At 59.1% G+C, this 26411-nt stretch carries 22 protein-coding genes, 1 tRNA gene and 3 pseudogenes; 6 read left to right on the top strand and 20 right to left on the bottom strand.

The genetic code is table 11. The features are described from left to right. Positions 1 to 135: 135 nt before the first annotated feature. From NR126_RS24850 to NR126_RS24815, 8 genes are all read right to left on the bottom strand, one after another. Positions 136 to 1551, bottom strand: a complete 1416-nt coding sequence (locus tag NR126_RS24850; RefSeq protein WP_105755728.1) for a sigma-54-dependent Fis family transcriptional regulator — start codon at positions 1549 to 1551, stop codon at positions 136 to 138. Between the two features lie 31 nt (positions 1552 to 1582). Next, on the bottom strand, positions 1583 to 3160 hold the full coding sequence (locus NR126_RS24845; RefSeq protein ID WP_256832168.1) for an ABC transporter ATP-binding protein: 1578 nt from the start codon (positions 3158 to 3160) through the stop codon (positions 1583 to 1585). 14 nt (positions 3161 to 3174) lie between these two features. Next, entirely contained in the window at positions 3175 to 4197 is a 1023-nt protein-coding gene (locus NR126_RS24840; protein WP_256832167.1) for an ABC transporter permease, read from the bottom strand. Continuing rightward, positions 4197 to 5261, bottom strand: coding sequence for a microcin C ABC transporter permease YejB (locus NR126_RS24835; protein WP_027620330.1), 1065 nt, complete (start codon positions 5259 to 5261; stop codon positions 4197 to 4199). Before NR126_RS24835 ends, NR126_RS24840 begins: the two co-directional genes overlap by 1 nt. Beyond that, the gene (locus NR126_RS24830) at positions 5261 to 7129 is read right to left on the bottom strand and encodes an extracellular solute-binding protein (protein ID WP_256832166.1); all 1869 of its coding nucleotides are present in this window, start codon (positions 7127 to 7129) and stop codon (positions 5261 to 5263) included. Before NR126_RS24830 ends, NR126_RS24835 begins: the two co-directional genes overlap by 1 nt. A gap of 91 nt (positions 7130 to 7220) precedes the next feature. Next, complete coding sequence (locus NR126_RS24825) at positions 7221 to 7502, bottom strand: peptidylprolyl isomerase (protein ID WP_008369704.1); 282 nt, start codon at positions 7500 to 7502, stop codon at positions 7221 to 7223. 131 nt (positions 7503 to 7633) lie between these two features. Beyond that, positions 7634 to 8515, bottom strand: coding sequence for a triacylglycerol lipase (locus NR126_RS24820; protein WP_256832165.1), 882 nt, complete (start codon positions 8513 to 8515; stop codon positions 7634 to 7636). A 192-nt stretch (positions 8516 to 8707) separates the two neighbouring features. Next, a complete protein-coding gene (locus tag NR126_RS24815; protein ID WP_027620327.1) occupies positions 8708 to 9793 on the bottom strand; it encodes a 3-deoxy-7-phosphoheptulonate synthase in 1086 nt (361 codons plus the stop codon). 613 nt (positions 9794 to 10406) lie between these two features. Between NR126_RS24815 and NR126_RS24810 the strand changes: the two genes are divergently transcribed. The 6 genes and pseudogenes from NR126_RS24810 to NR126_RS24785 form a co-directional block, all read left to right on the top strand. Then, positions 10407 to 11165 carry a carbon-nitrogen hydrolase family protein gene (locus tag NR126_RS24810; RefSeq protein WP_256832164.1) on the top strand — a complete coding sequence of 253 codons (759 nt, stop codon included), beginning with the start codon at positions 10407 to 10409 and terminating at the stop codon, positions 11163 to 11165. A gap of 163 nt (positions 11166 to 11328) precedes the next feature. Beyond that, positions 11329 to 11970: a UvrY/SirA/GacA family response regulator transcription factor gene (gene uvrY, locus NR126_RS24805; RefSeq protein ID WP_027620325.1), complete on the top strand. Its 642-nt coding sequence runs from the start codon at positions 11329 to 11331 to the stop codon at positions 11968 to 11970. A gap of 2 nt (positions 11971 to 11972) precedes the next feature. Further along, positions 11973 to 13796, top strand: a complete 1824-nt coding sequence (gene uvrC / locus NR126_RS24800; RefSeq protein WP_027620324.1) for an excinuclease ABC subunit UvrC — start codon at positions 11973 to 11975, stop codon at positions 13794 to 13796. Between the two features lie 32 nt (positions 13797 to 13828). Further along, on the top strand, positions 13829 to 14389 hold the full coding sequence (gene pgsA, locus NR126_RS24795; protein WP_027620323.1) for a CDP-diacylglycerol--glycerol-3-phosphate 3-phosphatidyltransferase: 561 nt from the start codon (positions 13829 to 13831) through the stop codon (positions 14387 to 14389). Positions 14390 to 14451: 62 nt separating this feature from the next. Continuing rightward, positions 14452 to 14527: transfer RNA gene (locus NR126_RS24790), tRNA-Gly, on the top strand. A 229-nt stretch (positions 14528 to 14756) separates the two neighbouring features. Further along, a pseudogene (locus tag NR126_RS24785) lies at positions 14757 to 14942 on the top strand (Arm DNA-binding domain-containing protein); the annotation flags it as partial. A 28-nt stretch (positions 14943 to 14970) separates the two neighbouring features. On the opposite strand, the pseudogene tssK (NR126_RS24780) reads toward NR126_RS24785, so the two are convergent. The 12 genes and pseudogenes from tssK (NR126_RS24780) to tssK (NR126_RS24725) form a co-directional block, all read right to left on the bottom strand. Next, positions 14971 to 15066 (bottom strand): annotated as a pseudogene (gene tssK / locus NR126_RS24780) (type VI secretion system baseplate subunit TssK); the annotation flags it as partial. A gap of 66 nt (positions 15067 to 15132) precedes the next feature. Next, positions 15133 to 15936 carry a DUF6708 domain-containing protein gene (locus tag NR126_RS24775; protein WP_256832163.1) on the bottom strand — a complete coding sequence of 268 codons (804 nt, stop codon included), beginning with the start codon at positions 15934 to 15936 and terminating at the stop codon, positions 15133 to 15135. Beyond that, the gene (locus NR126_RS24770; RefSeq protein ID WP_256832162.1) at positions 15936 to 16733 is read right to left on the bottom strand and encodes a DUF6708 domain-containing protein; all 798 of its coding nucleotides are present in this window, start codon (positions 16731 to 16733) and stop codon (positions 15936 to 15938) included. The genes NR126_RS24775 and NR126_RS24770 overlap by 1 nt, the downstream gene beginning before the upstream one ends. Before the next feature lie 128 nt (positions 16734 to 16861). Further along, a pseudogene (gene tssK / locus NR126_RS24765) lies at positions 16862 to 17728 on the bottom strand (type VI secretion system baseplate subunit TssK); the annotation flags it as partial. 14 nt (positions 17729 to 17742) lie between these two features. Continuing rightward, positions 17743 to 17925, bottom strand: a complete 183-nt coding sequence (locus NR126_RS24760) for a hypothetical protein (protein WP_256832161.1) — start codon at positions 17923 to 17925, stop codon at positions 17743 to 17745. Between the two features lie 520 nt (positions 17926 to 18445). Continuing rightward, positions 18446 to 21253, bottom strand: a complete 2808-nt coding sequence (locus tag NR126_RS24755) for a toxin VasX (protein WP_256832159.1) — start codon at positions 21251 to 21253, stop codon at positions 18446 to 18448. Between the two features lie 9 nt (positions 21254 to 21262). Further along, positions 21263 to 22183 (bottom strand): DUF4123 domain-containing protein, encoded by a 921-nt coding sequence (locus NR126_RS24750; RefSeq protein ID WP_256832158.1) that lies wholly within the window; start codon positions 22181 to 22183, stop codon positions 21263 to 21265. Next, positions 22184 to 24295 (bottom strand): type VI secretion system Vgr family protein, encoded by a 2112-nt coding sequence (locus NR126_RS24745; protein ID WP_256832157.1) that lies wholly within the window; start codon positions 24293 to 24295, stop codon positions 22184 to 22186. Positions 24296 to 24321: 26 nt separating this feature from the next. Beyond that, positions 24322 to 24579, bottom strand: a complete 258-nt coding sequence (locus tag NR126_RS24740) for a PAAR domain-containing protein (RefSeq protein ID WP_256832156.1) — start codon at positions 24577 to 24579, stop codon at positions 24322 to 24324. Positions 24580 to 24649: 70 nt separating this feature from the next. Then, positions 24650 to 25162, bottom strand: coding sequence for an Hcp family type VI secretion system effector (locus NR126_RS24735; RefSeq protein ID WP_256832155.1), 513 nt, complete (start codon positions 25160 to 25162; stop codon positions 24650 to 24652). 103 nt (positions 25163 to 25265) lie between these two features. Next, positions 25266 to 26072: a type IVB secretion system protein IcmH/DotU gene (icmH, locus tag NR126_RS24730; RefSeq protein ID WP_256832154.1), complete on the bottom strand. Its 807-nt coding sequence runs from the start codon at positions 26070 to 26072 to the stop codon at positions 25266 to 25268. After that, a partial coding sequence (tssK, locus tag NR126_RS24725; protein WP_256832143.1) for a type VI secretion system baseplate subunit TssK occupies positions 26065 to 26411 on the bottom strand: 347 nt, incomplete at its 5' end. The genes tssK (NR126_RS24725) and icmH, both read right to left, overlap by 8 nt.

Below are 26411 nucleotides of genomic sequence, written 5' to 3'. Positions count from 1 at the left end.
TTGTTGGCTGTTCCGGCCCTTTCGCTGCGATGCGTCGACCCGACAAACCAGCCAAGGGCGCGCGCGGCCCCCTGTAGGAGCTGGCTTGCCAGTGAAACGCGTAAAGCGCATCTCTAAAGGAAGAATTGGGTCTCTCTATTGAGACTCGCCAATCCCCAACGCCACCATCTTCTTGTACAAGGTCGATCTGCCCAGCCCCAACCGCGCCGCCGCCTCGATCACCTTGCCGCCACATTGCGCCAAAGCCTGCTCAATCAACTGCCGGTCAAAACGCTCGCGGGCGGCGCTGAAGGTCTCGTTCGCCAGCGGTAGAATGGCGGTCGAGGCGCTGTGCGACACCGGGACCAGGCTGCCAATCGCCGCACGAATTTCCCCGGCGTCAAGCACCAGGTCATCACTCAGCAGCGCCGCCCGCTCCAGCACATTACGCAACTCACGAATATTCCCCGGCCAGGCATGCTGGCCCAGCAACGTCAGCGCTTCGCCATTGAGTTCATGTTGGCTGCGCAACTCTTCAAGAATCGCTTCACTGAGTGCGGGCAAATCATCGAGACGTTCGCGCAGCGGTGGCACCTGGATCGGCAGGACATTGAGCCGGTAGTAGAGGTCGGCGCGGAACTCGCCACGGCGGATCGCCGCTTCGAGGTCGATGGAGGTGGCGGCGATGATCCGCACATCGCTCTGCAGCATTTCATTGGAGCCCACCGGTTCGAATTCCTTCTCCTGCAACACCCGCAGCAACTTGCTTTGCAGTGGCAGGGGCATGTCGCCGATTTCATCGAGAAACAGCGTGCCGCCCTGGGCGATCTGCAGTTTTCCTGGGCGGCCCTTGCGGTCGGCGCCGGTAAAGGCGCCGGGGGCGGTGCCGAAGAACTCGGCTTCCAGCAAGGCCTCGGGGATCGCCGCGCTGTTGATGCTGACGAAGGCCTTGTGCGCCCGTGGCGACGCACCGTGGATCGCCTGGGCAAGCAATTCCTTGCCGGTGCCGGTTTCGCCCAGCAGCAACACCGGTGATTCGGTGCTGGCGCTACGTCGTGCGCGGCGCTTGACCTCGAGGCTGGCGGCACTGGTGCCGATGAAGTGGGCAAAGGTGTACTTGGCCTGGCGCGCCCGCAGCAGTGACCGGGTCGAGGCCAGTTCCTGTTGCATGCTCAGGTAGCGCTTGAGCATGGGCGACAGGCTGTGCAGCTCGTCGAACAAGGCAAAACCAATGGCGCCGATCACCGCGCCGGCGTCGTCGTGAATCGGCAGACGCATCACCACCAGCGGCTCTTTGGGGGTGTCCTGCATGTCCAGCAGGATCGGCCGTCCGGTGCGCACCACCTGGCGCAACAGGCTGCCGGGGATCACGCTTTCACAGGGCTTGCCGATCGCCACGTCGGCCGACTCGAGGCCAAAGCGCCGGGCGTAGCGCTCGTTGATCCAGACGATATTGGCGTCACGGTCGACCATCACCGTGCCCTCGCTGGACTGCTCGATGATCTCGAACAACGAGCGGATCGCCAGGCTGCGGACTCGTTCGTAGTCGGGGAGGGCGTCGGGGGTGGTCATGGGGGTGTCCAAAGGTTAATTGTGCTCAAGATCAGGCGCCAGGATGCGCCGCCGCCAGCAATTCCCGGGTGTACGGATGCTGGGGCTTTTCAAACACATCATGACTGGCACCGCTCTCCACCACTTTGCCATCCTTGATCACGATCATGTCATGGGCCAGGGCGCGGACGACCGAGAGGTCGTGGCTGATGAACAGGTAGGTCAGGCCGTGTTTGTCCTGGAGCTGGCGGAGCAGGGCGACCACCTGTTTCTGCACGGTGCGGTCGAGGGCCGAGGTCGGTTCGTCGAGCAGGATCAGTGCCGGCTTGAGCACCAGGGCGCGGGCGATGGCGATGCGTTGGCGCTGGCCACCGGAGAACTCGTGGGGGTAGCGGTGGCGGCTTTGCGGGTCGAGGCCGACTTCCTTGAGCGCCTGGATCACCTGCGCATCGCACTGCTCGGCGCTGGAGTGGCTATGCACTTCCAGGCCTTCGCTGATGATTTGCGCCACTGACATGCGCGGGCTGAGGCTGCCGAACGGGTCCTGGAAGACCACCTGCATTTTCTTGCGCCACGGCCGCAGTTGCTTCTGATTGAGGCGGTCGAGGGCCTCACCCTGGAAACGGATACTGCCCTCGGAGTCGAGCAGGCGCAGGATCGCCTGGCCGAGAGTGGATTTGCCCGATCCCGACTCGCCGACGATGCCCAGGGTCTTGCCGCGCTGCAGGCTCAGGCTGATGCCGTCCACCGCCTGCAGCCACTGCTTGCGCTGGAACAAGCCGCCACCCAGCGGGAAACGCACGCTGAGGTTGTCGACTTCCAGTACCACCTCGCGCTCGTCGCGGGCCAGGGCTTCACCTTCCGGCTCGGCGTTGAGCAGCACGCAGCTGTAAGGGTGCTGCGGCGTGCTGAACAAAGTCTCGCAGGGCGCTTGCTCGACGATCTCGCCGGCGCGCATCACGCAGACGCGCTGGGCGATGCTGCGCACCAGGTTGAGGTCGTGGCTGATCAACAGCAACGACATGCCCAGGCGCTGCTGCAGCGACTTGAGCAGCAGCAGGATCTTGCGCTGCACCGTAACGTCCAGCGCGGTGGTCGGCTCATCGGCAATCAACAACTCCGGCTCGCAAGCCAGGGCCATGGCGATCATCACCCGTTGCCGCTGGCCGCCGGACAGTTGGTGCGGGTAGGCCTTGAGGCGCTCAACAGGTTTCTTGATGCCCACCAACTCGAGCAGTTCGAGGATGCGTTGTTGCGCCGCCTTGCCGCCCAGGCCCTTGTGCACCAGCAGGGTTTCGCCGATCTGCTTTTCGATGCTGTGCAACGGATTGAGTGAGGTCATCGGCTCCTGGAAGATCATCGCAATACGATTGCCGCGCAACGAGCGCAGCACGCTCGGATCGGCGCCGAGCAATTGCTGGCCGCGATAGCGAATGCTGCCGGACGATTTGGTGCCGGTTTCGGGCAGCAGTTGCAGGATCGAGTGGGCCGTCACCGACTTGCCCGACCCCGATTCGCCCACCAGCGCCAGGCACTCGCCGGGACGGATATCCAGGCACAGGTTGCGCACCGCCACCTGGCCGTTGAAGGCGACGCTGAGGTCACGGATTTCGATCAGGTTGTCGCTCATGGCTAAAGTCCGCCTCAAGACCTGGGATCATAGGCGTCGCGCAAGGCTTCGCCGATAAACACCAATAAAGAAAGTATCAGCGCCAGGGTAAAAAACGCCGTCAGGCCGAGCCACGGCGCTTGCAGGTTCTGCTTGCCCTGGCCGATCAATTCGCCCAGCGACGCGCTGCCGGCGGGCATACCGAAGCCAAGGAAATCGAGGGCGGTGAGGGTGGAGATCGCCCCCGTGAGAATGAACGGCAGGTAGCTCAGGGTGGCGTTCATCGCGTTCGGCAGGATGTGCCGCACGATCACTTTGCGGTCGCTCAGGCCCAAGGCGCGGGCAGCCGTGACGTACTCCAGGTTGCGCCCACGGAGGAACTCGGCGCGCACCACGTCCACCAGCGCCAGCCAGGAAAACAGCGCCATGATCCCCAGTAGCCACCAGAAATTCGGTTCGACGAAACCCGACAGAATGATCAGCAGGTACAGCACCGGCAACCCCGACCAGACCTCAAGCAGACGCTGGCCGATCAGGTCGACCCAGCCGCCGTAATAACCCTGCAGGGCGCCGGCGGCGATGCCGATCAGGGCGCTGATTAAGGTCAGCGCCAGGGCAAACAAGATCGACACCCGCGCGCCAAAGATCACCCGCGCCAGCACGTCACGCGCCTGGTCGTCGGTGCCCAGCCAATTGACCTTGGACGGCGGACTCGGTGCGGGCTGGTTGAGGTCGTAGTTGGGTGTGTCGTCGCTGAACGGGATCGGCGGGAACAGCATCCAGCCGCCGTCCTGCTTGATCAGCTTCTGCACATATTCACTGCGGTAGTCGGCCTGGAACGGCAGTTGCCCACCAAACTCCTGCTCGGTGTAGCGCTTGAAGGCCGGGAAATACAGGCTGTTCTGGTAGCTCAGCACCAGGGGTTTGTCGTTGGCGATCATCTCGCCGCCGAGGGTCAGCAGGAACAGGCCGATAAACAGCCACAGCGACCACCAGCCACGGCGGTTTTTCTTGAAGCGTTCGAAGCGGCGGCGCGCCAGGGGCGAGAGCGTGAGCATCAGGCGTTCCTCGCGGCGAAGTCGATACGCGGGTCGACCAGGGTATAGCACAGGTCGCCCACCAGCTTTATCAGCAGGCCGAACAGGGTGAAGATGAACAGCGAACCGAACACCACCGGATAGTCCCGCGACACCGCCGCCTCATAGCTCATGCGCCCGAGGCCATCGAGGGAGAAGATCACCTCGATCAGCAGCGAGCCGGCAAAGAACACGCTGATGAATGCCTGGGGAATCCCCGAGACCACCAGCAGCATCGCATTGCGGAACACGTGGCCATACAGCACCCGGCGCTCGCTCAAACCCTTGGCGCGAGCGGTGACCACGTACTGGCGGGTGATTTCGTTGAGGAACGAGTTCTTGGTGAGGATGGTCAGGGTGGCGAAGCCGCCGACCACCAGCGCGGTCACCGGCAGCACCAGGTGCCAGAAGTAGTCGGTGATCTTGCCCAGGGTCGACAGCTGTTCGAAGTTTTCCGAGACCAGGCCGCGCACCGGGAACCAGTTGAGCGAGGTGCCGCCGGCGAACACCACGATCAGGAACATGGCGAACAGGAAAGCCGGCATCGCGTAGCCGAGAATGATCGCGGTGCTGCTCCAGACGTCGAACGAGCTGCCGTGATGCACCGCCTTGCGGATGCCCAGCGGGATCGACACCAGGTAGGTGATCAGGGTCGCCCATAAGCCGAGGGAAATGGTCACCGGCATTTTTTCGAGGATCAGATCGGTGACCGTGGCGCCGCGAAAGAAGCTCTTGCCGAAGTCCAGTTGCGCGTAGCTCTTGAGCATCAGCCACAGGCGTTCGTGGGCTGGCTTGTCGAAGCCGTACTGTTTCTCGATGTCCTTGATCAGTTGCGGGTCGAGGCCACGACTGGCCCGCGACCCTCGGCTCAGGCCATCCCCGGAACTGCCGACGACACTGGCGCCGCTTCCGATCCCCTGAAGGTGGGCGATGGCTTGTTCCACCGGGCCGCCGGGTGCGGCCTGGACGATGATGAAGTTGACCAGCAGGATGATCACCAGCGTTGGAATGATCAGCAGCAGGCGCCGCAGGACGTAGGCCAGCATCAGTGAGGTCCTCCGGGTTGGCCGCGCTTGATGCGCTCGGCGGCCATCTGCTCATTGGTCAGCGCGGTGCTGCTCATTTCCCACCAGGTCTCGATGGCTTCGTCGTTGCTCGCCGGAATCGCCGGCATGCCGAAGCGATTCCACCACACGGTGGAAGTGCCTGGCGGGTAGTAATTGGGGATCCAGTAGTAGTTCCATTGCAGCACCCGATCGAGGGCATGGGCATGGCGGAGCATGTCGGTCTGAGTGGTGGCCCGAACCAGGCCGCTGATCAATCGATCGACCGCAGGATTTTGCAGCGCCATGTAGTTGTTCGAGCCAGGGTCGTTGGCCGCCGCCGAACCAAAATAGTTGAATAGCTCGCCGCCCGGCGAGGTGGTGACCGGGTAGCCGGTGACGATCATGTCGTAGTCGCGGCTCATCAGGCGGTTGACGTATTGCGAGGCGTCGATCAGGCGAATGTTGAGGTTGATGCCGATCTGCGCCAGGTTGCGTTTCCACGGCAGCAGCAGGCGGTCCATGCCGTTCTGGCTGATCAGGAAAGTGAATGCCAGCGGCTCGCCCCGGGCATTTACCAGGCGATCGCCGTCGGGTTTCCAGCCGGCTTCCTCGAGCAGGGCCAGGGCTTGCAGTTGCTTGTCGCGGATCAGCCCGCTGCCATCGGTTTTCGGTGCTTCGAAGACCTGGCTGAAGACCTCGTCGGGAATCTGCCCGCGCAGCGGTTCGAGAATCGCCAGTTCGGCGGCATCCGGTAACTGGCGGGCGGCCAGTTCGGTGTTGGAGAAGAAGCTCTGCTGGCGGATGTACAGGTTGCGCATCATCTGCCGGTTGCTCCACTCGAAATCCCAGAGCATCGCCAGCGCCTGGCGCACGCGGCGGTCGTGGAAGATCGGATTCTGCAGGTTGAACACAAAACCCTGGGATGGCTGCGGACCCTGTTTGGCCAGATGGGCTTTCTGCAGGCGGCCATCGCTCAGGGCCGGGCTGTCGTAGCCGATGGAGTAGGCGGTAGCGGAGAACTCGCGGTTGTAGTCATAGGCACCGCCGCGCAGCACCTGGCGGGCGACGTCGGTGTCGCCGAAGTACTCGATGCTGAAGCGGTCAAAGTTGTACAGGCCGCGGCTCACTGGCAGGTCCTTGCCCCACCAGTCAGGGTTGCGCTGGAAGCTGATGCTGCGCCCCGAATCGACCTTGCTCACCCGATACGGACCGCTGCCCAGCGGGGCTTCGTAGCCGCCGCCGTTGGCGAAGTCGCGGGTCTTCCACCAATGCTCGGGAAACACCGGCAGGGTCGCAATGTCCAGCGCCAGGGTACGGTTTTCATTGTTCTTGAAATCAAAGCGAACGACGCGCGGCGATTCGACTTCGACGCCTTTGACGTCGGCGAATTGTGCCCGGTAGCGCAGGCTGCCCTGGGTCATCAGCAGGTCGAAGGTGTAACGCACATCCTCGGCGGTGATCGGGGTGCCATCGGCGAAGCGCGCCTTGGGATTGAGGTAGAAACGCAGCCACAAACCGTCTTCGGCGCGCTCCATTTTTTCCGCCACCAGGCCGTACACGGTGTAGGGCTCATCGAGGGAGCGCTGGGCCAGCGGCGAATAGACCATGCCGTCGAGCTGACTGACGCCGATGCCTTTGTCGATGTAGGGCGAGACATGGTCGAAACGACCGATTTCAATCGCCGAGCGACGCAGGCTGCCGCCCTTGGGTGCGAGGGGGTTGGCGTAGGCGAAGTGGCTGAAATTGGCGGGGTATTTGGCCGGTTCGCCGTACACGGTCAGGGCGTGCTGGGGACTTGCGTTCACGGCTGCGGCGTTCAGCAGCAAGGCCAGGGCGGTGAATATGAAGGAGGAGAAAGCCAGTCGCATTGTCAGCCTTAAGAGCCGGGTGATCGATGGTCCTATACAAACACAACGGCCCACCAAAAGGTGGGCCGTTGTTCAACTCAGGCGCGAGGGATCAATCCTGGCGGCTGGTCACTTCCAGCAGGTGGTAGCCGAACTGGGTCTTGACCGGGCCCTGTACGGTGTTGACCGGTGCGCTGAACACCACTGTGTCGAATTCCTTGACCATCTGGCCAGGACCGAACGAACCCAGGTCACCGCCCTGGCGGCTCGATGGGCAAGTGGAGTTGGCTTTGGCAACTTCGGCGAAATCAGCGCCGCCTTCGATCTGGGCCTTGAGTTCGTTGCACTTGGCTTCGCTGGCAACCAGGATGTGACGGGCAGTGGCTTTGGCCATGGGAAGAATCTCCTTTCAATGTTCGGTAAAGATGCTGAGCCTACCGGATTCAGTGGGCTATTTCTTGTCAATCTAACGCCTGATCCGCCAGCAACCGGCCGCTGGTCGAAAAAAAAACCGCAACAGGCGGATCAAAGCCCCTGCTTTATCAAGCGCTCGGCGTGTTCAAGGTACAGGTCGACGGGGTCGATGCCGCTGCGTACCAAGCCGGCCGTCTGGTTGATGCTGTCCATGTGGTCCATGGGGTAGTCGGAGCGCAGCACGGTGCCCAGGTGCGAGCTGAAGCGTCCGACCATGCCGTCGTTCTGCCCGGCTTCGCGATCGAAGAACTGCGAAAACCCACGACAGAATGTGTGAAGCGGGTCGAGGGCATTGAGGCCTTCCTTCCATATCGGTCCCTGCAGCGTTCCGCTCCAGGAATAGTAGTGAACCTCGTTGACGATTTGCGCGCCCTGGCCACCCCAGGTGCTCGGCAGCCCTTGGGGGTACTGTTCGTTGAACAGGGCAACGCCTTCGGTGGTCAGGGCGTTGAGGGCGGCGATGGCATTGTGCGGGATCTGTTGCCGGCCACTGAGGTAGCCGAGGAATTCGACAAACAGCGTCGAGGCGGCGACGGCGATGTACTCGGGCAGCTCCCCGGGCTTGAGTGCCTTGCGCAGACAATCGGCCAGTTCCGAGCCGTGGTTGGGACCGCTCACCGAAGTGACCGAAGCCACCTTGTCTGGCGCCACCGCCCCGGCATAACGCGCCGCGAGAGCGCCCTGGCTGTGGCCGATCAGGTTGACTTTGCGTGCTCCTGTACCGGCCAGGACCCGGTCGATCTGCTCGAGCAATTGTTGCCCGCGCATTTCATTGCTATGGGTGGCCGAAAGGAACGGGATGAACACCTGGGCGCCGGCATTTCTCAGGGCCTGGCGGATTCCATGGAAGAGATCGAATTTGCCGATGCTGTCGAAGCCGAAAAGGCCATGCACCAGCAGGATGGGATAGAGCGTGCTTGCATTCCGTTGCATAGGCGTGCCTGTTTGTGAGTGCTGAGGGGGTGTCACCGCCTAACTCTAATCCAGGCCCGCCAGGGGCGGCTGTGTGAAAAAGCCGCTGTCAATAGTCGAAGACGTAGCAGTGATAGTAGGAGCAATCGCCGAGGACGCCTGCCCAAGCCTGCTAACAGAGGCGAAAGCGGCATCCGTCGGTCGGCGTTGGACTCAGGCGTTCGCCACCCTGGCGCATGCCCGCAATTGCTCGCTTGCGCCCCGCAGCATACGCTCGGTCGCCTCCCAGCCCAGGCAGCCGTCGGTCACCGAGACGCCGTAGCGCAAGTGTGCGCCGAGCGGCTGGCAGCCTTCGAACAGGTGGCTCTCGATCATCATGCCGATCAGCGACCGATTGCCGCCCAAACGCTGGGCCAGCACGTTGGCGAAGACCTCGGGTTGGCGCAGCGGGTCTTTGCCGCTGTTGGCGTGGCTGCAATCGACCATGATCCGCGACGTGATGTTCAAGCGCTGCAGGTCGCCCTCGATCTGCGCCACGCTCTGCGCGTCGTAGTTGGGGCCGCGATGTCCGCCGCGCAGCACCAGATGGGTGTCGGGGTTGCCCGGGGTCTGGATGATTGCCGGGTGTCCCTGGCTGTCGACGCCGAAGTGGCGGTGCGGATGGGCGGCCGAGCGCATGGCATCGGTGGCCACGCCGACACCACCGTCGGTGCCGTTCTTGAAGCCCACGGGCATGCCCAGGCCGCTGGCCATTTCCCGGTGAATCTGTGACTCGGTGGTGCGCGCGCCAATCGCCACCCAGCTCAGCAGGTCGTCGAAGTAGCTGGCGGCCATCGGTTGCAGTAGTTCGGTGGCAATCGGCAGACCGAGCCGCAGCATTTCACGCATCAGTTCGCGGGACAGGGTCAGGCCGCCGACCATGTCGTCGCTACCATCCAGGTGCGGGTCGTAGGCCAGTCCTTTCCAGCCCACGGTGGTGCGTGGTTTTTCGACGTAGGCGCGCATCACGATCAGCATTTCATCGCTGACGTCGGTGGCCAGGCGAGCCAGGTTGGCGGCGTATTCGAGGGCTGATTGCGGATCGTGAATCGAGCAGGGACCGACTACGACCAGCAGGCGCGGGTCCGTGCCGTCGAGGATGGCGCGTACGGCCTGGCGATGGGCGGCGACCTGTTGGCTCAGGGCCAGGGTCAGGGGCAGTTGTTGCTTGAGCTGCAATGAGCTGGGCAGACGCTGGGTCAGGGCTTCATTTGCCGAATTCAGGGTGGTCAGTGGCAACGCGCAGATGGACGAGTTCATTTTCAGGCTTCCTCGGCTGGCGGCGGGTTCATGCCCGCGCGCTCGGCCCTACAGGGGTGTTCGACAATTGGCCGTATTGGCCGGATGTGAGTGCGTGCCACCGATAGGCGACCGATCGGAGGCGGCAGGCTGTCCCGAACGGAGCTTGCTAAATCGCCAGGCGCTGAAGTCGTAACGGTAATAAGTGGCGTAGTTCATGTCGTTGTTCCTTGAAGTCAGTGATGTCGCGAAAAGTTGAGGGGCTGAAAAAACAAAACCCCCGGTCGGGGAGCCGACCGGGGGTTGAGAATTCTCTGGCAGGCGACCCCTTGAGTAGTGGCCGCCGTGTGGGTATCAGGCGCGCCAGTGGCTAAACCAATACCCAAAATAAAACGCTGCCGGAGCGCAGATACCGTTCGCCCGCGCAGCCGCAACCGAGCGCAGGGCGCTGACGGTGGATAGCTGGGAAGGGCAATGCAACATGGGGTCTGTCTCCGTTCAATTCGTCGAGCTTACTAGAGGCAGGTGCAGGGTTTCAATGGGAAATTGCTATCGCGGTGAATGACTGAAGTCGAGCAGCGCTTTATGCCAGACTCGGCGATTGCTTCACGCACCCCATCAAGGAAAAGCACTGATGAGCACGTTGACGATCGCCGCGGCCCAATCGTTCTCCATCGCCGGCGACCTGCCGGCCAACATCCTCCGGCACCAGCGCTTCATCCAGGCCGCCGTGGAGCAGGGCGTGCAGTTGCTGGTGTTTCCCGAATTGTCGCTGACCGGTTACGAGCCTGACCTGGCCGCAGACCTGGCAATCGCCCCGGACGCCGCAGTGTTGCAGCCGTTGCGCGAACTGGCGCGGGAAATGGCTGTCACGGCGGTGGTTGGCATGCCGATTCGCCTCAACCCCGAGGGACCGGTGCTGATTGGCGCGCTGGTGCTGGCTGCAGATGGCTCATTGGCGGTCTACAGCAAACAGCATCTGCACCCGGGCGAGGAGCGGGCGTTTGCCGCGGGCAACGGTGGTGCGCCCTTGACCCTGGATGACACCCGGGTGGCGCTGGCGGTGTGCGCGGACTTCTGCCATGCCAGTCATCCCGCTGCGGCGGCGGCCGACGGCGCCCAGGTGTATGCCGCTGGCGTGCTGATCAGCCCTGCGGGCTACGGGGTGGACAGCGCACTTCTGCAAGGCTACGCCGCCACGCACTCGATGCTGGTGTTGATGGCCAACCACGGCGGTGCGACCGGTGGCTGGGAGTCGGCGGGACGCAGTGCGGTCTGGACGGCGGACGGCGCGTTGCTCGCTGCCGCTCCCAGCGTCGGCGATGGGCTGTTGATCGCCCGGCGTGAAGTGCAAGGCTGGGGCGCTGAGTGGCGCTCGTTGGCGGACGCTTGAAGATCGGTATCCAGGACTGTGACGAAACGTCTGTAAGGCGTTTGCCACAAGCGCTGCAAGTTGTGTCGAAAGCTTTTTTTATCGCGCCTGCCGCTAGGTCTGCCGGATGCTTTTTGCTAAGGTGTCCGGCAACCAACAAAAGACTATATCGCGGGGTGTCTGCTTGATTAGGGTGCTAGTAGTCGATGACCATGATCTCGTTCGTACAGGTATCACGCGAATGCTGGCGGACATCGATGGCCTGCAAGTAGTCGGCCAGGCCGAGTCAGGTGAAGAATCCCTGCTCAAGGCGCGCGAACTGAAACCCGATGTCGTGCTGATGGACGTCAAGATGCCTGGCATCGGCGGCCTCGAAGCCACCCGCAAACTGCTGCGCAGCCACCCGGACATTAAGGTCGTGGCGGTCACCGTCTGCGAAGAGGACCCATTCCCCACGCGCCTGCTGCAAGCAGGCGCCGCCGGCTATCTGACCAAGGGCGCCGGGCTCAACGAAATGGTCCAGGCGATCCGTCTGGTGTTTGCCGGCCAGCGCTACATCAGCCCGCAAATCGCCCAGCAACTGGCGATCAAGTCGGTGCAGCCGAGCAACGACTCGCCGTTCGACAGCCTCTCCGAGCGCGAGATCCAGATTGCCCTGATGATTGTCGGCTGCCAGAAGGTGCAGATCATTTCCGACAAACTCTGCCTGTCGCCAAAAACCGTTAACACCTACCGCTACCGCATTTTCGAAAAGCTTTCGATCAGCAGTGACGTCGAGTTGACGCTGTTGGCGGTGCGTCATGGCATGGTCGATGCCAGCCTCTGACAATGACTGATCCGTTCGATTCTGCTGCCTTCCTCTCGACCTGCAGTGGCCGCCCCGGTGTGTATCGCATGTTCGACAGCGATGCGCGCCTGCTCTACGTGGGCAAAGCCAAAAACCTGAAAAAACGCCTGGCGAGCTACTTTCGCAAGACCGGTCTCGCGCCGAAAACCGCCGCCCTGGTGGGGCGTATCGCCCAGGTCGAAACCACCATCACCGCCAACGAGACCGAGGCGCTGCTGCTCGAGCAGACGCTGATCAAGGAATGGCGGCCGCCCTACAACATCCTGCTGCGTGACGATAAGTCCTATCCGTACGTGTTCCTCTCGGATGGCGCGTTCCCGCGCCTGAGCATTCATCGCGGCGCGAAAAAGGCCAAGGGCAAATACTTCGGCCCGTACCCCAGCGCCGGTGCGATCCGCGAAAGCCTGAGCCTGCTGCAGAAGACCTTTTTCGTCCGCCAGTGCGAAGACAGTTACTACAAGAACCGTACCCGGCCGTGCCTGCAATACCAGATCAAGCGCTGCAAGGCTCCCTGTGTCGGCCTGGTGGAGCCCGAGGTGTATGCCGAGGATGTGCGGCACTCGGTGATGTTCCTCGAAGGCCGCAGCAATGCCCTGACCGACGAGCTGTCGGCGAGCATGGAGCAGGCGGCCAGCACCCTGGACTTCGAGCGCGCGGCGGAATTTCGCGACCAGATTTCCCTGCTGCGCCGGGTCCAGGACCAGCAGAGCATGGAAGGCGGCACTGGCGATGTCGACGTGGTCGCCGCGTTCGTCAATCCGGGTGGCGCCTGCGTACACCTGATCAGCGTGCGCGGTGGACGGGTGCTGGGCAGCAAGAACTTTTTCCCGCAGGTGGGTATCGAGGAGGAAGTCGCCGAGGTCATGGCGGCATTTCTCGGACAGTATTTCATCAGCAGTCCGGAACGCGACTTGCCCAGCGAGCTGATCGTCAACGTGGTCCACGAGGACTTCCCGGCACTGATCGAAGCCATTCACGAGTTGCGTGGTCGCGAGTTGACCATCAGCCACAGGGTGCGCGGCACGCGGGCGCGCTGGCAGCAGCTGGCGGTGACCAATGCCGAACAGGCGCTCAGCGCGCGCCTGGCCAATCGTCAGCACGTCGCCGCACGCTTCGACGCCCTGGCCGAAGTGCTCAAGCTGGATGAGCCACCGCAGCGCCTGGAGTGCTATGACATCAGTCACTCCAGCGGCGAAGCCACGGTGGCGTCCTGCGTGGTGTTCGGGCCGGAAGGGCCGCTGAAGTCCGACTACCGACGCTACAACATTGAAGGCGTGACCCCGGGCGATGACTACGCGGCGATGCACCAGGCCCTGACCCGGCGCTTCAGCAAACTCAAGGACGGCGAGGGCAAGTTGCCGGACATCCTGCTGGTGGACGGCGGCAAGGGCCAGTTGTCGATGGCCCGCGATGTGCTCAATGAATTGGCGGTGCCCGACCTGATTCTGTTGGGCGTGGCCAAGGGCGCGACGCGCAAGGCCGGCTTCGAAACCCTCTACCTGAATGACGCCGCCCACGAATTCACCCTGCGCGGCGACTCGCCGGCGCTGCACCTGATTCAGCAGATCCGTGATGAAGCCCACCGTTTTGCGATTACCGGTCACCGTGCCCGTCGTGGTAAAACCCGTCGCACCTCGACGCTCGAAGGCGTGGCTGGGGTAGGGCCGACCCGTCGTCGCGACCTGTTGAAACATTTTGGTGGATTGCAGGAGCTGTCTCGTGCAAGCATCGAAGAGATCGCCAAAGCACCAGGGATCAGTAAAAAGCTCGCAGAGTTGATTTATGCAAACCTGCACAGCGAGTAGAATGCCCCCTCACCTCGTAGCCAGTTGTGCCGATGAATATCCCTAATCTGATCACCGTTCTACGCGTCCTGCTTATCCCGATCTTTATTTTGCTGTTCTACATGCCATACCACTGGAGCTATATGGCTGCCAGTTCGGTCTTTGCCTTCGCCGCGGCGACGGACTGGCTGGATGGTTACCTGGCGCGCCGGCTGGAACAGAGCACACCGTTCGGGGCGTTTCTCGACCCGGTGGCCGACAAGCTGATGGTCGCCGTGGCCCTGGTGTTGCTGGTCCAGGAACACGCCAACCTGTGGCTGACTTTGCCAGCGGCGGTGATCATTGGTCGCGAAATCGTCATCTCCGCCTTGCGCGAGTGGATGGCCGAAATCGGCGCACGGGCCCAGGTGGCCGTGTCCAACCTCGGCAAATGGAAAACCGCTGCGCAAATGCTGGCGCTGGTGATCCTGCTGGCCAATCCGTCGGACTTCAGCTTTTGGGTGTTGGTGGGCTACGTCCTGCTGATGCTTTCCGCCGGCCTGACCCTGTGGTCGATGGTGCACTACCTGCGCGCCGCCTGGCCGCACCTGAAAACCGATCTGGACAAAAAATAAAACTATTTTGAATCAAGGGCTTGACGCGTATTCGAATTTCGCTAGAATACGCCCACCAAGACGCGGGAATAGCTCAGTTGGTAGAGCACGACCTTGCCAAGGTCGGGGTCGCGAGTTCGAGTCTCGTTTCCCGCTCCAAATATCGATCTACAGAGTTTCATTGAATTCTGTGAATCATTGAAAATAGACGCTTAGGCGTCTTTTTTCGTTCCAGTGCGATCCACCGAAATCCGCCTCCAGCCACGTTTTTTAAGTACATTTTTAAGTACAAAGAATCCGGGTGGCAGGCAAAGCGGTTTTTGAGTGGAGCGTCCCGGTCCGGCATCGATATACATCTCCTCGATCCTACGAGACGGGAGATGTACTCATGGCCTTGACCGATACCGCCGTTCGCCAGGCGAAGCCTTCCGGTAAAAACTACACCCTCAGAGACTCGGGCGGGCTTGCGCTGTTCGTGGGGCCCAAGGGTGCCAAGCAATGGCACTTCCGCTGCTATTGGCTGGGCAAGCAGGCGCGCATTTCACTGGGCGTTTACCCGGCAGTCAGCCTTAAATAGGCGCGCACGGCGCGGTGGAGTGATGGCGGTCGAGTTCGAAGTAGTTGAACCCGGCATGGAACGGCAGGTGCCGTGGCGCCACCGGCAAAGGCAGCAGCGGGATACCTGGCAATTGCAGGCTGGTCCAGCTTTCCTATGGCGTGGACTCCTCAATTTGACCCCATTGGAAAAAGGAAGGTGAGCGCCATCAGGGTGCCGTTTTGGATTCCAGGTCGATATCGGCGGGCCACTGAACTTTGGGTGCCAGGCGGCGGACGAGGTTGAAGGTCACGTCTTCGTTGTTCCAGTCGCGAGGTGGGCGCGGGAAGGTGGGCAGGGCGTGCGGGCCTTGTTGCATGAAGAGTTGGGCCATGGCCCAGAACATTTCGCCCTGTTGAATTTCGTGGGCGAAATGAAAGCGATCAATCACGTGGTGGGTACCGGGTTTCACCACGGCAAGGGTGACGGTTTCGATGAGGCCGCCGCTGCCCATGGGGCCGTACACGCTGCAGGCTTCGGCGCGCAGATCATCCCAGTCATAGACTTCAGCGCGTACGCCCCAGGCGGTGCGGCTGAAGGGTCTGAGGCCGTCGTGGTTGAAACGATAGACATAGACTTTGCGTCGCAACCGGTTGAAGCGGATGGGTTCGTCGCGGGGGGCTTCGACGTCCATTCGCCAGGCATGAATACCGAACCAAAACAGGACAATGGATAAACCGAGGCAGACAAGAATGAAGCCCCAATCAACAGATTCCAACGGCGCAGGAGGGAGGATTAGGGGAGCTGTAAGCAGGAGAAAGGACAAACCTAGAATAGCTATCGCCAACCAGGCGCCTAGCCCTCGTATTCTCAGTGCCGAGCGTGGTAGTTCCAGGTAAATGGTGTCCACATGATTAGGCGGACTTGGCAGCGCCGGCGGATAGGGGACGGTGCTGGGAGCTTGATCCGGCTTTGGCAGATCGCGTTTCCAGGCAGGCGCTGGTGGATCGAGTAACGGTTCGGTGAATACCATTAAGGCGCCGTCCTTGATTGCAGATCAATGTCTGCGGGCCATTGCACTTTCGGGGCGAGGCGGCGGGCAAGATTGAAGCGCACGTCTTCGTTGTTCCAGTCGCGTGGTGGTCTGGGGAAAGTGGGCAGGGCTTGCGGGCCTTGCTGCATGAACAGTTGGGCCATGGCCCAGTACATTTCGCCCTGCATGGTGCCGTGGGCGAAATGGAAGCGCTCGCGAACCTGACAGGTGCCGGGCTTTACCACGGCGATGCTGACCGATTCGATCAGCCCGCCAGTGCCCATGGGGCCATATACGCTGCTCACCTCGGCGCGCAGATCATCCCAATCGTAAACCTCCGTACGTACGCCCCATGCAGTTCGGCTAAGGGGGCGTAGCCCGTTGTGGTGGAAGCGATAGACGTAGACTTTACGGCGCAGGCGGTTGAAGCGGATGGGCTCGTCGCGGGGAGATTCTACGTCCATCCGCCAAGCGTACACACCACCCCATATTCCGATAATGAACAATATTAGGATGGTAAGAGTGACGATTAATGAGGAAGAATCCCATGTTTCAAGAGGCAGGATGATCGGGAACGGAGCAAAGGCCAGTGCGAAAAATAATGCTGCAAGCCATGGTCCGGCACCTCGTGTTCTGACTGTAGAGCGCCGCAACTCAAGGTAAGTTTCGTCAACATGATTGGGCGAATTTGACAGTACTGGTGGATAAGGCTCAATGCTCGGTACCTCGGTTGGTTTTGGCAGATCGCGCTTCCAGCCGGGGGCCGGTGGGTCGAGCAAAGGTTCTGTGAAGAACATGAGAGAACTCCGGAGGGAATAAAGATTGGAGTAGGCAGTCAGGGTTAGCGCTGCATACCCATCGGGTACGGTGCGATCGGGCCAGTAGGTGAGCGACAGAATGGCCCCTTCGATTTTCTGGTGGGGTCTTAGTCATCTTTCTCACTCCTGATCGCCCAGAACTGCAGCTCCAGCTCCGGGAATTCGTCGGCAATATGGAAACCGAATCCGCTGCCGCTGCTCAGGCTTTGCCAGGTGGGGTGATGGCGGTCGAGTTCGAAGTAGCTGAACCCGGCATGGAACGGCAGGTGCCGTGGCGCCACCGGCAACGGCAACAGAGGAATGCCCGGCAGTTGCAGGCTGACCAGTTGTTCCAAACCTTCGGTGGAGCTGATCTTGATCTGCTTGGGCAACTGCTGGCGCAGGGTCTCAGCGGGCAGTTCGGCGCGCACGGCGAGGATGAATTCGGCGTTGTCCAGCAGGCGTTTGTCGTTCAAGGCAGCGGTGCGTACGCCGTATTGCTGCACGACAATCGGCAGCGACACCGCACGCGGTTGCAGCACGGTGCCCAAGGCGCGGCGCAGGGTGTGTTCCAGGAGCTGGAAGGACTCGCGCAGGTTCTCGTGCTGGTAGGCCGGGTATTCCTGGGGCAGGTGACCTTCATCGGTAAAGGTCACCAGTTCGCCGCAGGCCTGAGCCAGTGCGATGTACAGCCGTTCCGGGTGGACCTGGCGCTGGCGAGCCAGGTGCTGGAACAACGGGAACAAGCGGTTGAGGGTTTGCAGCAGGTTGAAGTCGGTGACATCGGCCACGCCTGACTGCCCCGGCGAGCCAATGCGTTGGGCCAGGTTCTGAGCGCGTGCGCGCATCAACCCGGCCACTTCACCCAGGTAGCGGTGCAAAGCCGGCACGGCATGCACGGACAGGCTGGTGGGGTAGAAGTGCTCGTCCATCACCAGGCTGCCATCCGGACGCTTGTCTTTGATCCTGCCCCGGACGGTGTCGGTGGAGGCGTTGCGGTAATCATGTTTCAGTTGCGACGCACGCTTGAGATAAGAAAAATTCCAACAGGAACTATTGCTCCGCCTGTTGCGATGACCAGCATATAGTTGGCGTCAAAGATAATAGCTATGAGAAGTAAGCTGATATAGCCGGCGAGTAGTGCTCCTCCTAATAATTGTGCCTTGAATGAACCATAGAAATAGGTTTGCATGGGGGGGCTTCTTTAAGCTTTATCTGTTTTTGCTGCCATAGTTTCATGGCATATTCAAAGTCTTTATAAAATATCTTGTAGTGTTCGATGTTTTTTCTGTCTCCTTGTAAAAGTAAAGTGATACTTCCTGCTCTTCTTATTTTTATATAGTCGTCCAGGTTGAATTGTAGAATTTGTGAGAAGTATATGGTTTTGCATTTTGAGAATTGGATGTGGTCCTCGTGAACTATTCCATGTTCTTTTATAGGGGGGAATACAATCATTGAAAAAAATATTGGCAATGCTAGTACTGTCGTTGCACTTACTAGGGTTTCAGTTGTAGTCAAGTGCTCTCCTAGTGTGATGAGTATGATTAAAGGTCCGATGAGCGAAATTATGAGGCTCGCTTGGTGAAGGTGGGTGGCTATTGTAACGTTGGATTTCGTATTGTTTGTATTCGTGTGATGCATAAATTTCTCTTCTGGATGCTCCTGTATAGAGCGGCTTGTATTGCGCGCTATATTTTTTAGGAGGTTGGATGTTATTTTGGGGGGGTTACAGGTGCTATTTGTCTGTCATCTATTGTTTCGCTGAACCACCCGTCGGCGGTGAAAATCAGAGGGGCGGGGGCTGTCAGTACTAGCGTTGGTTGTTCAAGGGGGCTGGGCTGATATAGATACTCCAATGCAACGTGTGCGTCCTCATGCATTGAGAGTGACCATTCTCTTTCTGGCCCTAGTTCATGATCGTTTCTAATTAGGTACTGATGCTCATAGTTGAAGGGTTGGCTTCCGGTGGCGTATATGATAGGGGCTTTAATGTCGGTAAGCCTTCGCCCGTTTAGTGTCACATTTATATACCAGGCAAAGCGCTCCCCCCCCTTTGAACTAGGAAAGATACAACGGATCGTTAGGGTGCCAGTATTGCTCAGGCGATGCTGATCCCATTTTGCACTTAGGCGAGGGCGGTAGATTAGGCTGTGAAATGCTTCCAGTTCTTGATGTTGAGTAAAGTGTTTGGAGTGTGATCCCCAAGCGCTATGTTTGAGCCAAATATCAATTGGGCCGTGTTCAGCCTCTCCAGCTTTTAGAGAGAAATAGATTACCGCACCCAGAGATACCAATCCGATTACAGCCCACCCGAAAGGTCCTGCCCACCATACAGTTACGGTGGTGCCAGTTGCTACTGTAGCGGCTGTTGCAATACCCCCGGTGTATGTAGCGACTGTTAGAAAAATACCAGCGAGGGCTGCGTACAAATACGATTCAGCTTGCTCTGGATTCCGGTTACTTACAGAGTTTACAGCTTTGATCCCGTCTGATATGGCGAATAACGCAGCCGCACCGGCACCCAAAAGGGCTACCCCATATTTGGCGGATAGGTATCTTGCACCGGTAGCTAATTCTAGGTGTCCACTTTGGGTGGCTCTAAAGGCTACATACGCGGCAGTTACTTCTATTCCCGTTCCGATGAGTGTGCCTGCCCCTCCTAGTAAAGCCGCGAGACTTGCGCTGTCGAAATCGCTTTTCTTGGCAGCTTGTACGGTTTGCCACATTCCTACAATGGCCAATACTCCACCTATCCCTACAAATAAATGCCCCGTCGGTTCTTTCAGTCGTTTCAATCCGTTGATCAGCGGATTTCCTTCCGGCAGGACCGACTGCGTCGGTGGCAAAGCTGGACGTTCAATATGAGTTCCGTTTGCAACGTGATATTCAAACTCGCCGATTTTGACCCATTCATACAAGTTGACCCGCACTCCGATGGCGTTTGAAGTGACGGTGGTATCGAAGATCCCATTCCAACGCTTGAGCACGTCCGAGCCAAGTACCTGATAGTTTTGAAGTTCCTGGATGAACTGCAAGTATTGGGTGGCGCTGATCTCGTGTAGGATCAGCGTGGCATCAAACCGCATCTCCATCACATGGCGTAGCCGTCGGATCAAAATATCGCCTTTATTCGCCGAAGGAACTGCTTGTAGCAGACTAATCATCTCGTTAGTCGTTGAGGTGCCCTTATGGCGATCTAAATATGTATCCAGCACCTCGAAGAGACCCTTAGAAATTTTGGCGGGATTCACTAGTCGCGTCAAAAGGTCTGGATTTCCTTGCGTTATTGCCAGCCAGTAAAGGCTGTTCTTGATGGGTGTATTTATATGTACGCTCAGCTCAGCAACGCCTTCATCACTATGTACTAATGCTCCGAGGCACTGGAGTACGGTATATTCGAAGGCCTTAGCATTGGCTATGACACTCAAGTCAAAGAGTTCGAGAGCGAGCCGAAGTAAATGGTCTGGATGGGCAAGTTTTGCCCAAGATGTTACATCTTCAACGGCCCGTGTAATGGGCACCTCATAGGCAGCAATTTGTTTGGCATAGGTCACTGGAAAACACTGGGCTTCAGCTAAATTCACCAATTGCTTTTGCCGGTCGAATACGTCTTTCAATTCCGGAGGATGAGCTTGCTGAAAGTACCCGTTGATACATTTAGCACTACTGAGTTTATGGGAATTGTCACTAGCAAATTTTGTTTTCGCCTGCACGGCGCGGGCAGCGAGGTGATTGAGTTCACTGGCGATACCAATTGGGTCATGAAGAACCAAGGCCATCGGCTGGATGTCAATGCGGGCCATCAGCGCCTTGAGCATTTCGTCATTAATCCTGCTTCCGTTGATTGGCCTGGATTGAATCTCACTCCAGGGCATCGGATGGCCGCTGGCAATCGACGATAGGTTTTTCCATGCGAGCGCGGGTACAAGCTCTGGAACCAGTTCCTTGAGTTGGCTACTGGGAAATACATGGGACTGTTTTGCACCTTGGGCTGGTTTTACTTGGGTTGCAAGACGACTACGTAATTGATGTGTGTCCTGCTCAATCTTCCAAAGCGTGCAATGGCTAAGCATGATTTCACTGACCATTATCCAAACTGTATCGGCGGTGCGGGATTCTGGTGCGGGGATGTAGGCGGTAGCGCCAAATAGATCTGGACGGGCGTGGTTGCCAGGTATTGGGTCGTTTTGATCCTTTTCACTCCACCAAAGGGATGCAAAACGTCCGTCGTCGGTGACCAAGTAGTGTTGGGTCCACATACGCCCGTTCTCGAAATAGAAAAGGTAGGCATAGTTGCCGGGGCGTAGCACCCGCAAACCGTAATGCTTTCCTCCCTTAAGTTTTGGGTATCCAGCTGTACTCAGATTCCCGAATATTTTACCTAGAGGGGTATCGGAAATTGCATAGCGCAATGGATAGACCGGTATGCAGCGTTGGCAGGGCAGGTTATTGATGAATTTACCAACCACTGCTTCGCTGGGATGAGGAGGTTGCAGTGCTTTTTTATGAGATGTACACATAGTCCGTCCTTAAGCCGACTCGGATACTAGTTGTTTAAGGCGTGCTTCGCTTTCAGCCAGGCGCTGGCGAGCGTCGATAGCCCTGTTGCTAAGCACGGTTCTTAGCTGGCCATCGTTGAGAAAATACTGCTGTGGGTGGGTCAATCGGAGATATAAGTAGTGAAAAGCATCGCGCTCTCGAATCAGGCCTAGCCCGGTGGCTTCTTGGATAAATATATTCAGCCGTTGGGAAAGCTCATTTTTTCCCAGTGATTGAGCTAAATCTGGGTTTATCTGGTTGGCACGTTTGGCCGCAGAACGCATGAACCATTCATGGTTCGCTCGATTGAGAGCCGCTTCTTCATCGGGCGTCAGGATGAACTCACCCGACTCTTTAAGGGCAGGACCGGGGTAAGGATTTCGTGCTTGTAGCCATTCGTTATTTATGCCTTCAAGGCATGTCCAAATCAAAGAGTGGATAGGGCCAGAGAGTTGTGCCCAGCGAGAGGAGGACAAAGCTTCGGCCAGCTCCTCCAACTGTCGTGGCATTGCGATATTAAACAACAACTGATTTCCATCCGGTGCTGTCAATACTCGAAGGTTGCGTAAATGGCTGAGCAGTGTTTCTTCGTCTGCGTTGGTCACAATGATCAGTCCTCCTGAGTCTTGTGCCCATCTTTCTGAGAAGACCTGCAGGAGTTTATCGTCAAGTGGTACTAATAACGGTCCTTCACGGTACCCAGGGGCGTTGTACTCCCACTCTGTTCCGCGCCAAAGCCAATGGTGCTGTAATCGTCCTGAGATGGCCGCTACATCGCTATCAAGCGTTGGGCTATTAGTACCATTAAGCCAAAGCCAAGGATGGCCTTGCTGCATCAGTGTTGACAGGGTGGGTTTACTGACCGGTTGCAGAGTTTTCTGGGACCAAGGCTGCATTTCAATAACGGCCATTTATTGTGACCTCTCTGTGCAGTTGCAAGGGATGCGCAGGCATCTACCGTCGGCGCGGAGACCGCAAAATTGGTCTATGACCTTCCCGGTGTTGACGGAACTTGGTACAGTCAAAGTGTTGCCGCCCCCGGCCGCTACCAGCTCCGTTGGGCCTTTTATATGAATCATTACCCCATTTAGCGTGATGCCATTTGCATCTATACAGATGCTTCCTCCTGGGCCTTCTATAAAAAGACTTTGGCTGGCCTGCAAAATAAAACGGGTGGTCTTTTGTTCGATTGCTTTTCCTACCTCAAGTCGATGGTGTCCTTGGATCGTGTGCTCAACATTTCCTCCAGTTTCTATTGTGTGATTGACGGTCGTCTGGTCATAGCGGCTGTTGCCTACCTTTTCTTTGCGATCTTTTCCGATGTTTATCGTTTGGTTACGACCAATTGAGAAAAAACCATCCTGCGTGATTTTTACCTCCTCATCGTTACCAACTATCTCGGTTCGATCATTGCCGATCTCTATTTTCTCGTCGTGAACAATCTTTTCGTGGCGGTCATTGCCGACGAAGATGCCGTTGTTGTTTTTGATATGAACGTTCTTGTCTTTTTCGGCGTGGATAAAGACTTCCTGTTGCCCCAACTCATCCTCAAAACGCAGCTCATTGAAACCTTCACCCTTATGTGTTCGGCTTTTGATGGTCATCCGCGTCTTGTGCTTGGGCAGCTCATACGGCGGCAGGTTGGTCTCGCGGTAGGTGCGGCCCGTGGCGATGGGTTGGTCAGGATCGCCGTCGAGGTAGCCAATGATCAGCTCTTGGCCGATTCGCGGCACGGCCATGGCGCCCCAGGTTGCCCCGGCCCAGCCCTGCGCCACACGGATCCAGCACGAACTCTGATCGTTGTTTTTATCCGTGCGATCCCACGGAAATTGCACCTTGACCCGGCCCCATTCATCGCAATAGATCTCTTCACCTGGCGGGCCGACCACCGTGGCGATCTGCGGACCGTCGATGCAGGGCTTGTCACGCAGCGGGGCTTTCCAGTCGGAGGTCCAGCGGATGGCACTGGCGGTCATTTCATAGGATGTGCCGTGGTCGCTGCCGAACGCTTCTTCCTGCAGGCTGGTGTGCTGCTTGCCTTCGTGGATGAGGGCGATGGTGCGCCAGCGGTCGTTGAAGTCTTCGCGCGGGTGGTCGCTGAGGTCGAACGCCAACCCCGGTTGCAGGCGCGCATCGTCGCCTTTGAGGTGAGCGAGTTTGGCGTCGTTGCGCAACGCAGCCAAGCGTGTCTTGGTAAAGGGCTTGCCGGCGATGTCGCGCTTGTAGCGGCCGGGGTAGTCGTAGCGTTCGTAATCCTTGTGCTGGTTGTTCAGGTCCTGGTCGCCGCTGGCGGTGTGCTGCTGGTTGTAGCGCGGGTGGGTGAAGGTGTAGTCGCGCTGCACCTGCACGGCGGTGCGCACCTGTTCGGTGTAGTGGAAACGATTCAACGCCGGTTCTGTTGCATCGCCGCCAGCCATCGGCTGGTAGATCACCGGGCAGTCGGTGTGGGTGCCGATGGTGCCCAGGCCGCCGACGCGGTCGGTGAGGACGAGGGTATGGCCGTCGGCGCGGTGTTCGAAGGTGTAGAGCAGGCCTTCTTCGGCGGCCAGGCGCGCGATGAAGTCGAGGTCGGTTTCGCCGGCCTGTACGCAGTATTCGCGGGGTTGGTGCTCGAAGCAGATGTCGCTGCGCAGGTCGGTCAGATTTTGTTCGGCCAGCACGCTGGTGATGATGTCGGGCACGGTCTGGCCCTGGAAGATGCGCCAGTTGGAGCGCAGGCCGAAACGCGCCAGGGTCGGTTCGACTACGGCGGTGTAGCGGGTGCGGCGAAAGCCGGTGTCGCCTTGCTGGAACAGGCTGACCAGACCGTGCACGTAACGCACTGGAGTCTCGCCACGCCAGAGAGTGAACAGCCCCGCCAGATCGAGTACCCGATTGAAGTCGATGGCGGCGTTGTGACTGACCAGCTCCAGTTCAAGCTTGAAGGGCTGGGATAGGCCCTCTTCAAGGGTGAACGAGACCACTTCGAAGGGATCGCCCTTCAAGGGCTCAAAGGTGAAACGCAGATCGCTTTGGCCGGGCATGAGGCCTCCTTATCAAGGTATGGGGGTCAGTCGATCAACCAGCTGCCATCACCGTTTTCCAACTCGCCATCGTGGTCGGTGGTATCGCCGACTCGGGCTACTGGTTGTCCGTTGACGATCATCGAGGGCGAGCCGCTGGTGATCACGGCACCGCAGCCGAGGGTGTCGCCAACACGGGCGATGGCTCGCCCGTTGACTTTGAAACTCTCCGATCCACTCTCCACAGTGGTGGGTCCGCACAATGGGCAATCATGGTCGTGACCGACCAGAACGACGGCAGGCATAGGGCCTCCTTGTAAATATTGATTCAGCGAACATTCCGCCGCCTGGGCGGCGGAACGTACCGGTTGGCGGTTAAGCCGGCTTGCGCCAGTCATCCGAAGCTTCAGTACCCGCCACCACATGGCTCCAGCTGACCTTGCGGTAGGCCAGGCTGGTCTTGATTAGCTGGGTGTAGTTGGCGTTGTCGGTGTCCTGTGCGTGGGGCAGTACGGTGTGGATCTCGACGACGGTGGCGTCTTCCAGTTTGGTGGTGAAGAAGTGCTGTTGTTTGCCCTCAGAGCAGGTGCGGAACCACTTGACCTCAACGGTCGGCAGCATTTCGCCGGTGGCCAGTGCCTGGTAGAGCATGGGCGAGGCTTTGCTCAGGGCGCTGGTGAAGATCAGCGGTTTATGCACGCGCTGCCCGGCCGGCTGGCCACTTTGCGGGTCGGTAGGCGTGGTGATCTGATGGTCGATCTCCTGTGCAAGGATTTCGTCCTCGTGGCCTTCCACATAAACGTTGCCCACCGAATCAGCGGTGAAGGCACCCTTGGTGATATGGCCCTGATTTTTACCGTGGATACTGATGTACGCGGGTGTTGGCATGACATGCTCCTTGTCGCGATTAATGAACGACCGTGGGGTCGCGGGTATTGGCCGATGCGGCCATGGCTTTGCAGGCGCTCGACATGAGCGCGCTGAAAATTGGTTAAAGGGTGAGAATCCGTTCCAGGGAAACCAGCACTTGCTGACTGATTGTGTTCAGGCGGATCGAATAGATCGTGTAGGCGACGGTCAGCACGACGGTGGCCAAAGCCCACGGTGTCCACAGCGGCCACGCGCGCTTGATCCGATAGTTGCGCGGTGCGACGTTAGTCAGTGGGTCGGTCAGGCGTTTGGGTGTTTCTCCGCGCAGGGGGCGCAGCAGGCTGTGCAACTGGTTGATGATCTTCTGTATGTCGTCATCGCCCTTGGTATGGGCGCCGTATTTGCCTTTGAGGCCGGAGATCAGGCACTGGTACATGAACTCCAGCACATGCTGGTATCTCGCCGCTTCGGGGATCATGTTGTTCATGACGGTGAAGAATTTTTCGCCGCCTCGGGTTTCGCCGTGGAATTGGCTGAGCAACGAGCGTGCGCTCCAACTGGAGAGCCTGCCCCAGGTGGTGCTCATGACCACCTCGTCCAGCAACAGGCACAGGCTGTAGGAGTAGGCCTTGAGCGTGCCCGAGTCGTAGTCGAGCTGGCTGACCTCTTCCATGATCGTGGTGATCTGGTTGCTGACGCTTTGGTAGAGCGCGGGCACGTCATCGTGCTGGTCCAGACGGCGCAGGCGGATCACCAGGCCGATCAGCGGCGTGGCGGCATCGCATAGCGGGTTCCAGGCCAGGCCGCGCATGTCGAATTCAGGGTCAGCCAAGTGTGTTTGGCTGCTGACAGTAATCGTTTGGCCGTCAAAGTCGATGGCGCCGGAGACTTCCTCGTGATGCCATGAATCTGGTGTGGTCTTAGTCATCTTTCTCACTCCTGATCGCCCAGAACTGCAACTCCAACTCCGGGAATTCGCCGGCAATATGGAAACCGAATCCGCTGCCGCTGCTCAGGCCTTGCCAGGTGGGGTGATGGCGGTCGAGTTCGAAGTAGCTGAACCCGGCATGGAACGGCAGGTGACGTGGCGCCACCGGCAACGGCAACAGAGGAATGCCCGGCAGTTGCAGGCTGACCAGTTGTTCCAAACCTTCGGTGGAGCTGATCTTGACCTGCTTGGGCAACTGCTGGCGCAGGGTCTCAGCGGGCAGTTCGGCCCGCACAGCGAGGATGAATTCGGCGTTGTCCAGCAGGCGTTTTTCATTCA

The organism is Pseudomonas sp. Pse1 (assembly GCF_024519635.1).
In the GTDB taxonomy this organism is placed as follows: Bacteria; Pseudomonadota; Gammaproteobacteria; order Pseudomonadales; family Pseudomonadaceae; genus Aquipseudomonas.
This window is presented reverse-complemented; position numbering and strand designations above follow the sequence as displayed.

Coding starts and splice junctions, on each gene's coding strand:
- NR126_RS24845 (WP_256832168.1), bottom strand. CDS start 3,160: ATGAGCGACAACCTGATCGAAATCCGTGACCTCAGCGTCGCCTTCAAC.
- NR126_RS24735 (WP_256832155.1), bottom strand. CDS start 25,162: ATGCCAACACCCGCGTACATCAGTATCCACGGTAAAAATCAGGGCCAT.
- NR126_RS24760 (WP_256832161.1), bottom strand. CDS start 17,925: ATGCAAACCTATTTCTATGGTTCATTCAAGGCACAATTATTAGGAGGA.
- pgsA (WP_027620323.1), top strand. CDS start 13,829: ATGAATATCCCTAATCTGATCACCGTTCTACGCGTCCTGCTTATCCCG.
- NR126_RS24740 (WP_256832156.1), bottom strand. CDS start 24,579: ATGCCTGCCGTCGTTCTGGTCGGTCACGACCATGATTGCCCATTGTGC.
- NR126_RS24835 (WP_027620330.1), bottom strand. CDS start 5,261: ATGCTGGCCTACGTCCTGCGGCGCCTGCTGCTGATCATTCCAACGCTG.
- NR126_RS24820 (WP_256832165.1), bottom strand. CDS start 8,515: ATGCAACGGAATGCAAGCACGCTCTATCCCATCCTGCTGGTGCATGGC.
- icmH (WP_256832154.1), bottom strand. CDS start 26,072: ATGACTAAGACCACACCAGATTCATGGCATCACGAGGAAGTCTCCGGC.
- NR126_RS24750 (WP_256832158.1), bottom strand. CDS start 22,183: ATGGCCGTTATTGAAATGCAGCCTTGGTCCCAGAAAACTCTGCAACCG.
- NR126_RS24745 (WP_256832157.1), bottom strand. CDS start 24,295: ATGCCCGGCCAAAGCGATCTGCGTTTCACCTTTGAGCCCTTGAAGGGC.
- NR126_RS24830 (WP_256832166.1), bottom strand. CDS start 7,129: ATGCGACTGGCTTTCTCCTCCTTCATATTCACCGCCCTGGCCTTGCTG.
- NR126_RS24815 (WP_027620327.1), bottom strand. CDS start 9,793: ATGAACTCGTCCATCTGCGCGTTGCCACTGACCACCCTGAATTCGGCA.
- NR126_RS24810 (WP_256832164.1), top strand. CDS start 10,407: ATGAGCACGTTGACGATCGCCGCGGCCCAATCGTTCTCCATCGCCGGC.
- NR126_RS24755 (WP_256832159.1), bottom strand. CDS start 21,253: ATGTGTACATCTCATAAAAAAGCACTGCAACCTCCTCATCCCAGCGAA.
- NR126_RS24825 (WP_008369704.1), bottom strand. CDS start 7,502: ATGGCCAAAGCCACTGCCCGTCACATCCTGGTTGCCAGCGAAGCCAAG.
- uvrC (WP_027620324.1), top strand. CDS start 11,973: ATGACTGATCCGTTCGATTCTGCTGCCTTCCTCTCGACCTGCAGTGGC.
- NR126_RS24850 (WP_105755728.1), bottom strand. CDS start 1,551: ATGACCACCCCCGACGCCCTCCCCGACTACGAACGAGTCCGCAGCCTG.
- NR126_RS24770 (WP_256832162.1), bottom strand. CDS start 16,733: ATGTTCTTCACAGAACCTTTGCTCGACCCACCGGCCCCCGGCTGGAAG.
- NR126_RS24840 (WP_256832167.1), bottom strand. CDS start 4,197: ATGCTCACGCTCTCGCCCCTGGCGCGCCGCCGCTTCGAACGCTTCAAG.
- NR126_RS24775 (WP_256832163.1), bottom strand. CDS start 15,936: ATGGTATTCACCGAACCGTTACTCGATCCACCAGCGCCTGCCTGGAAA.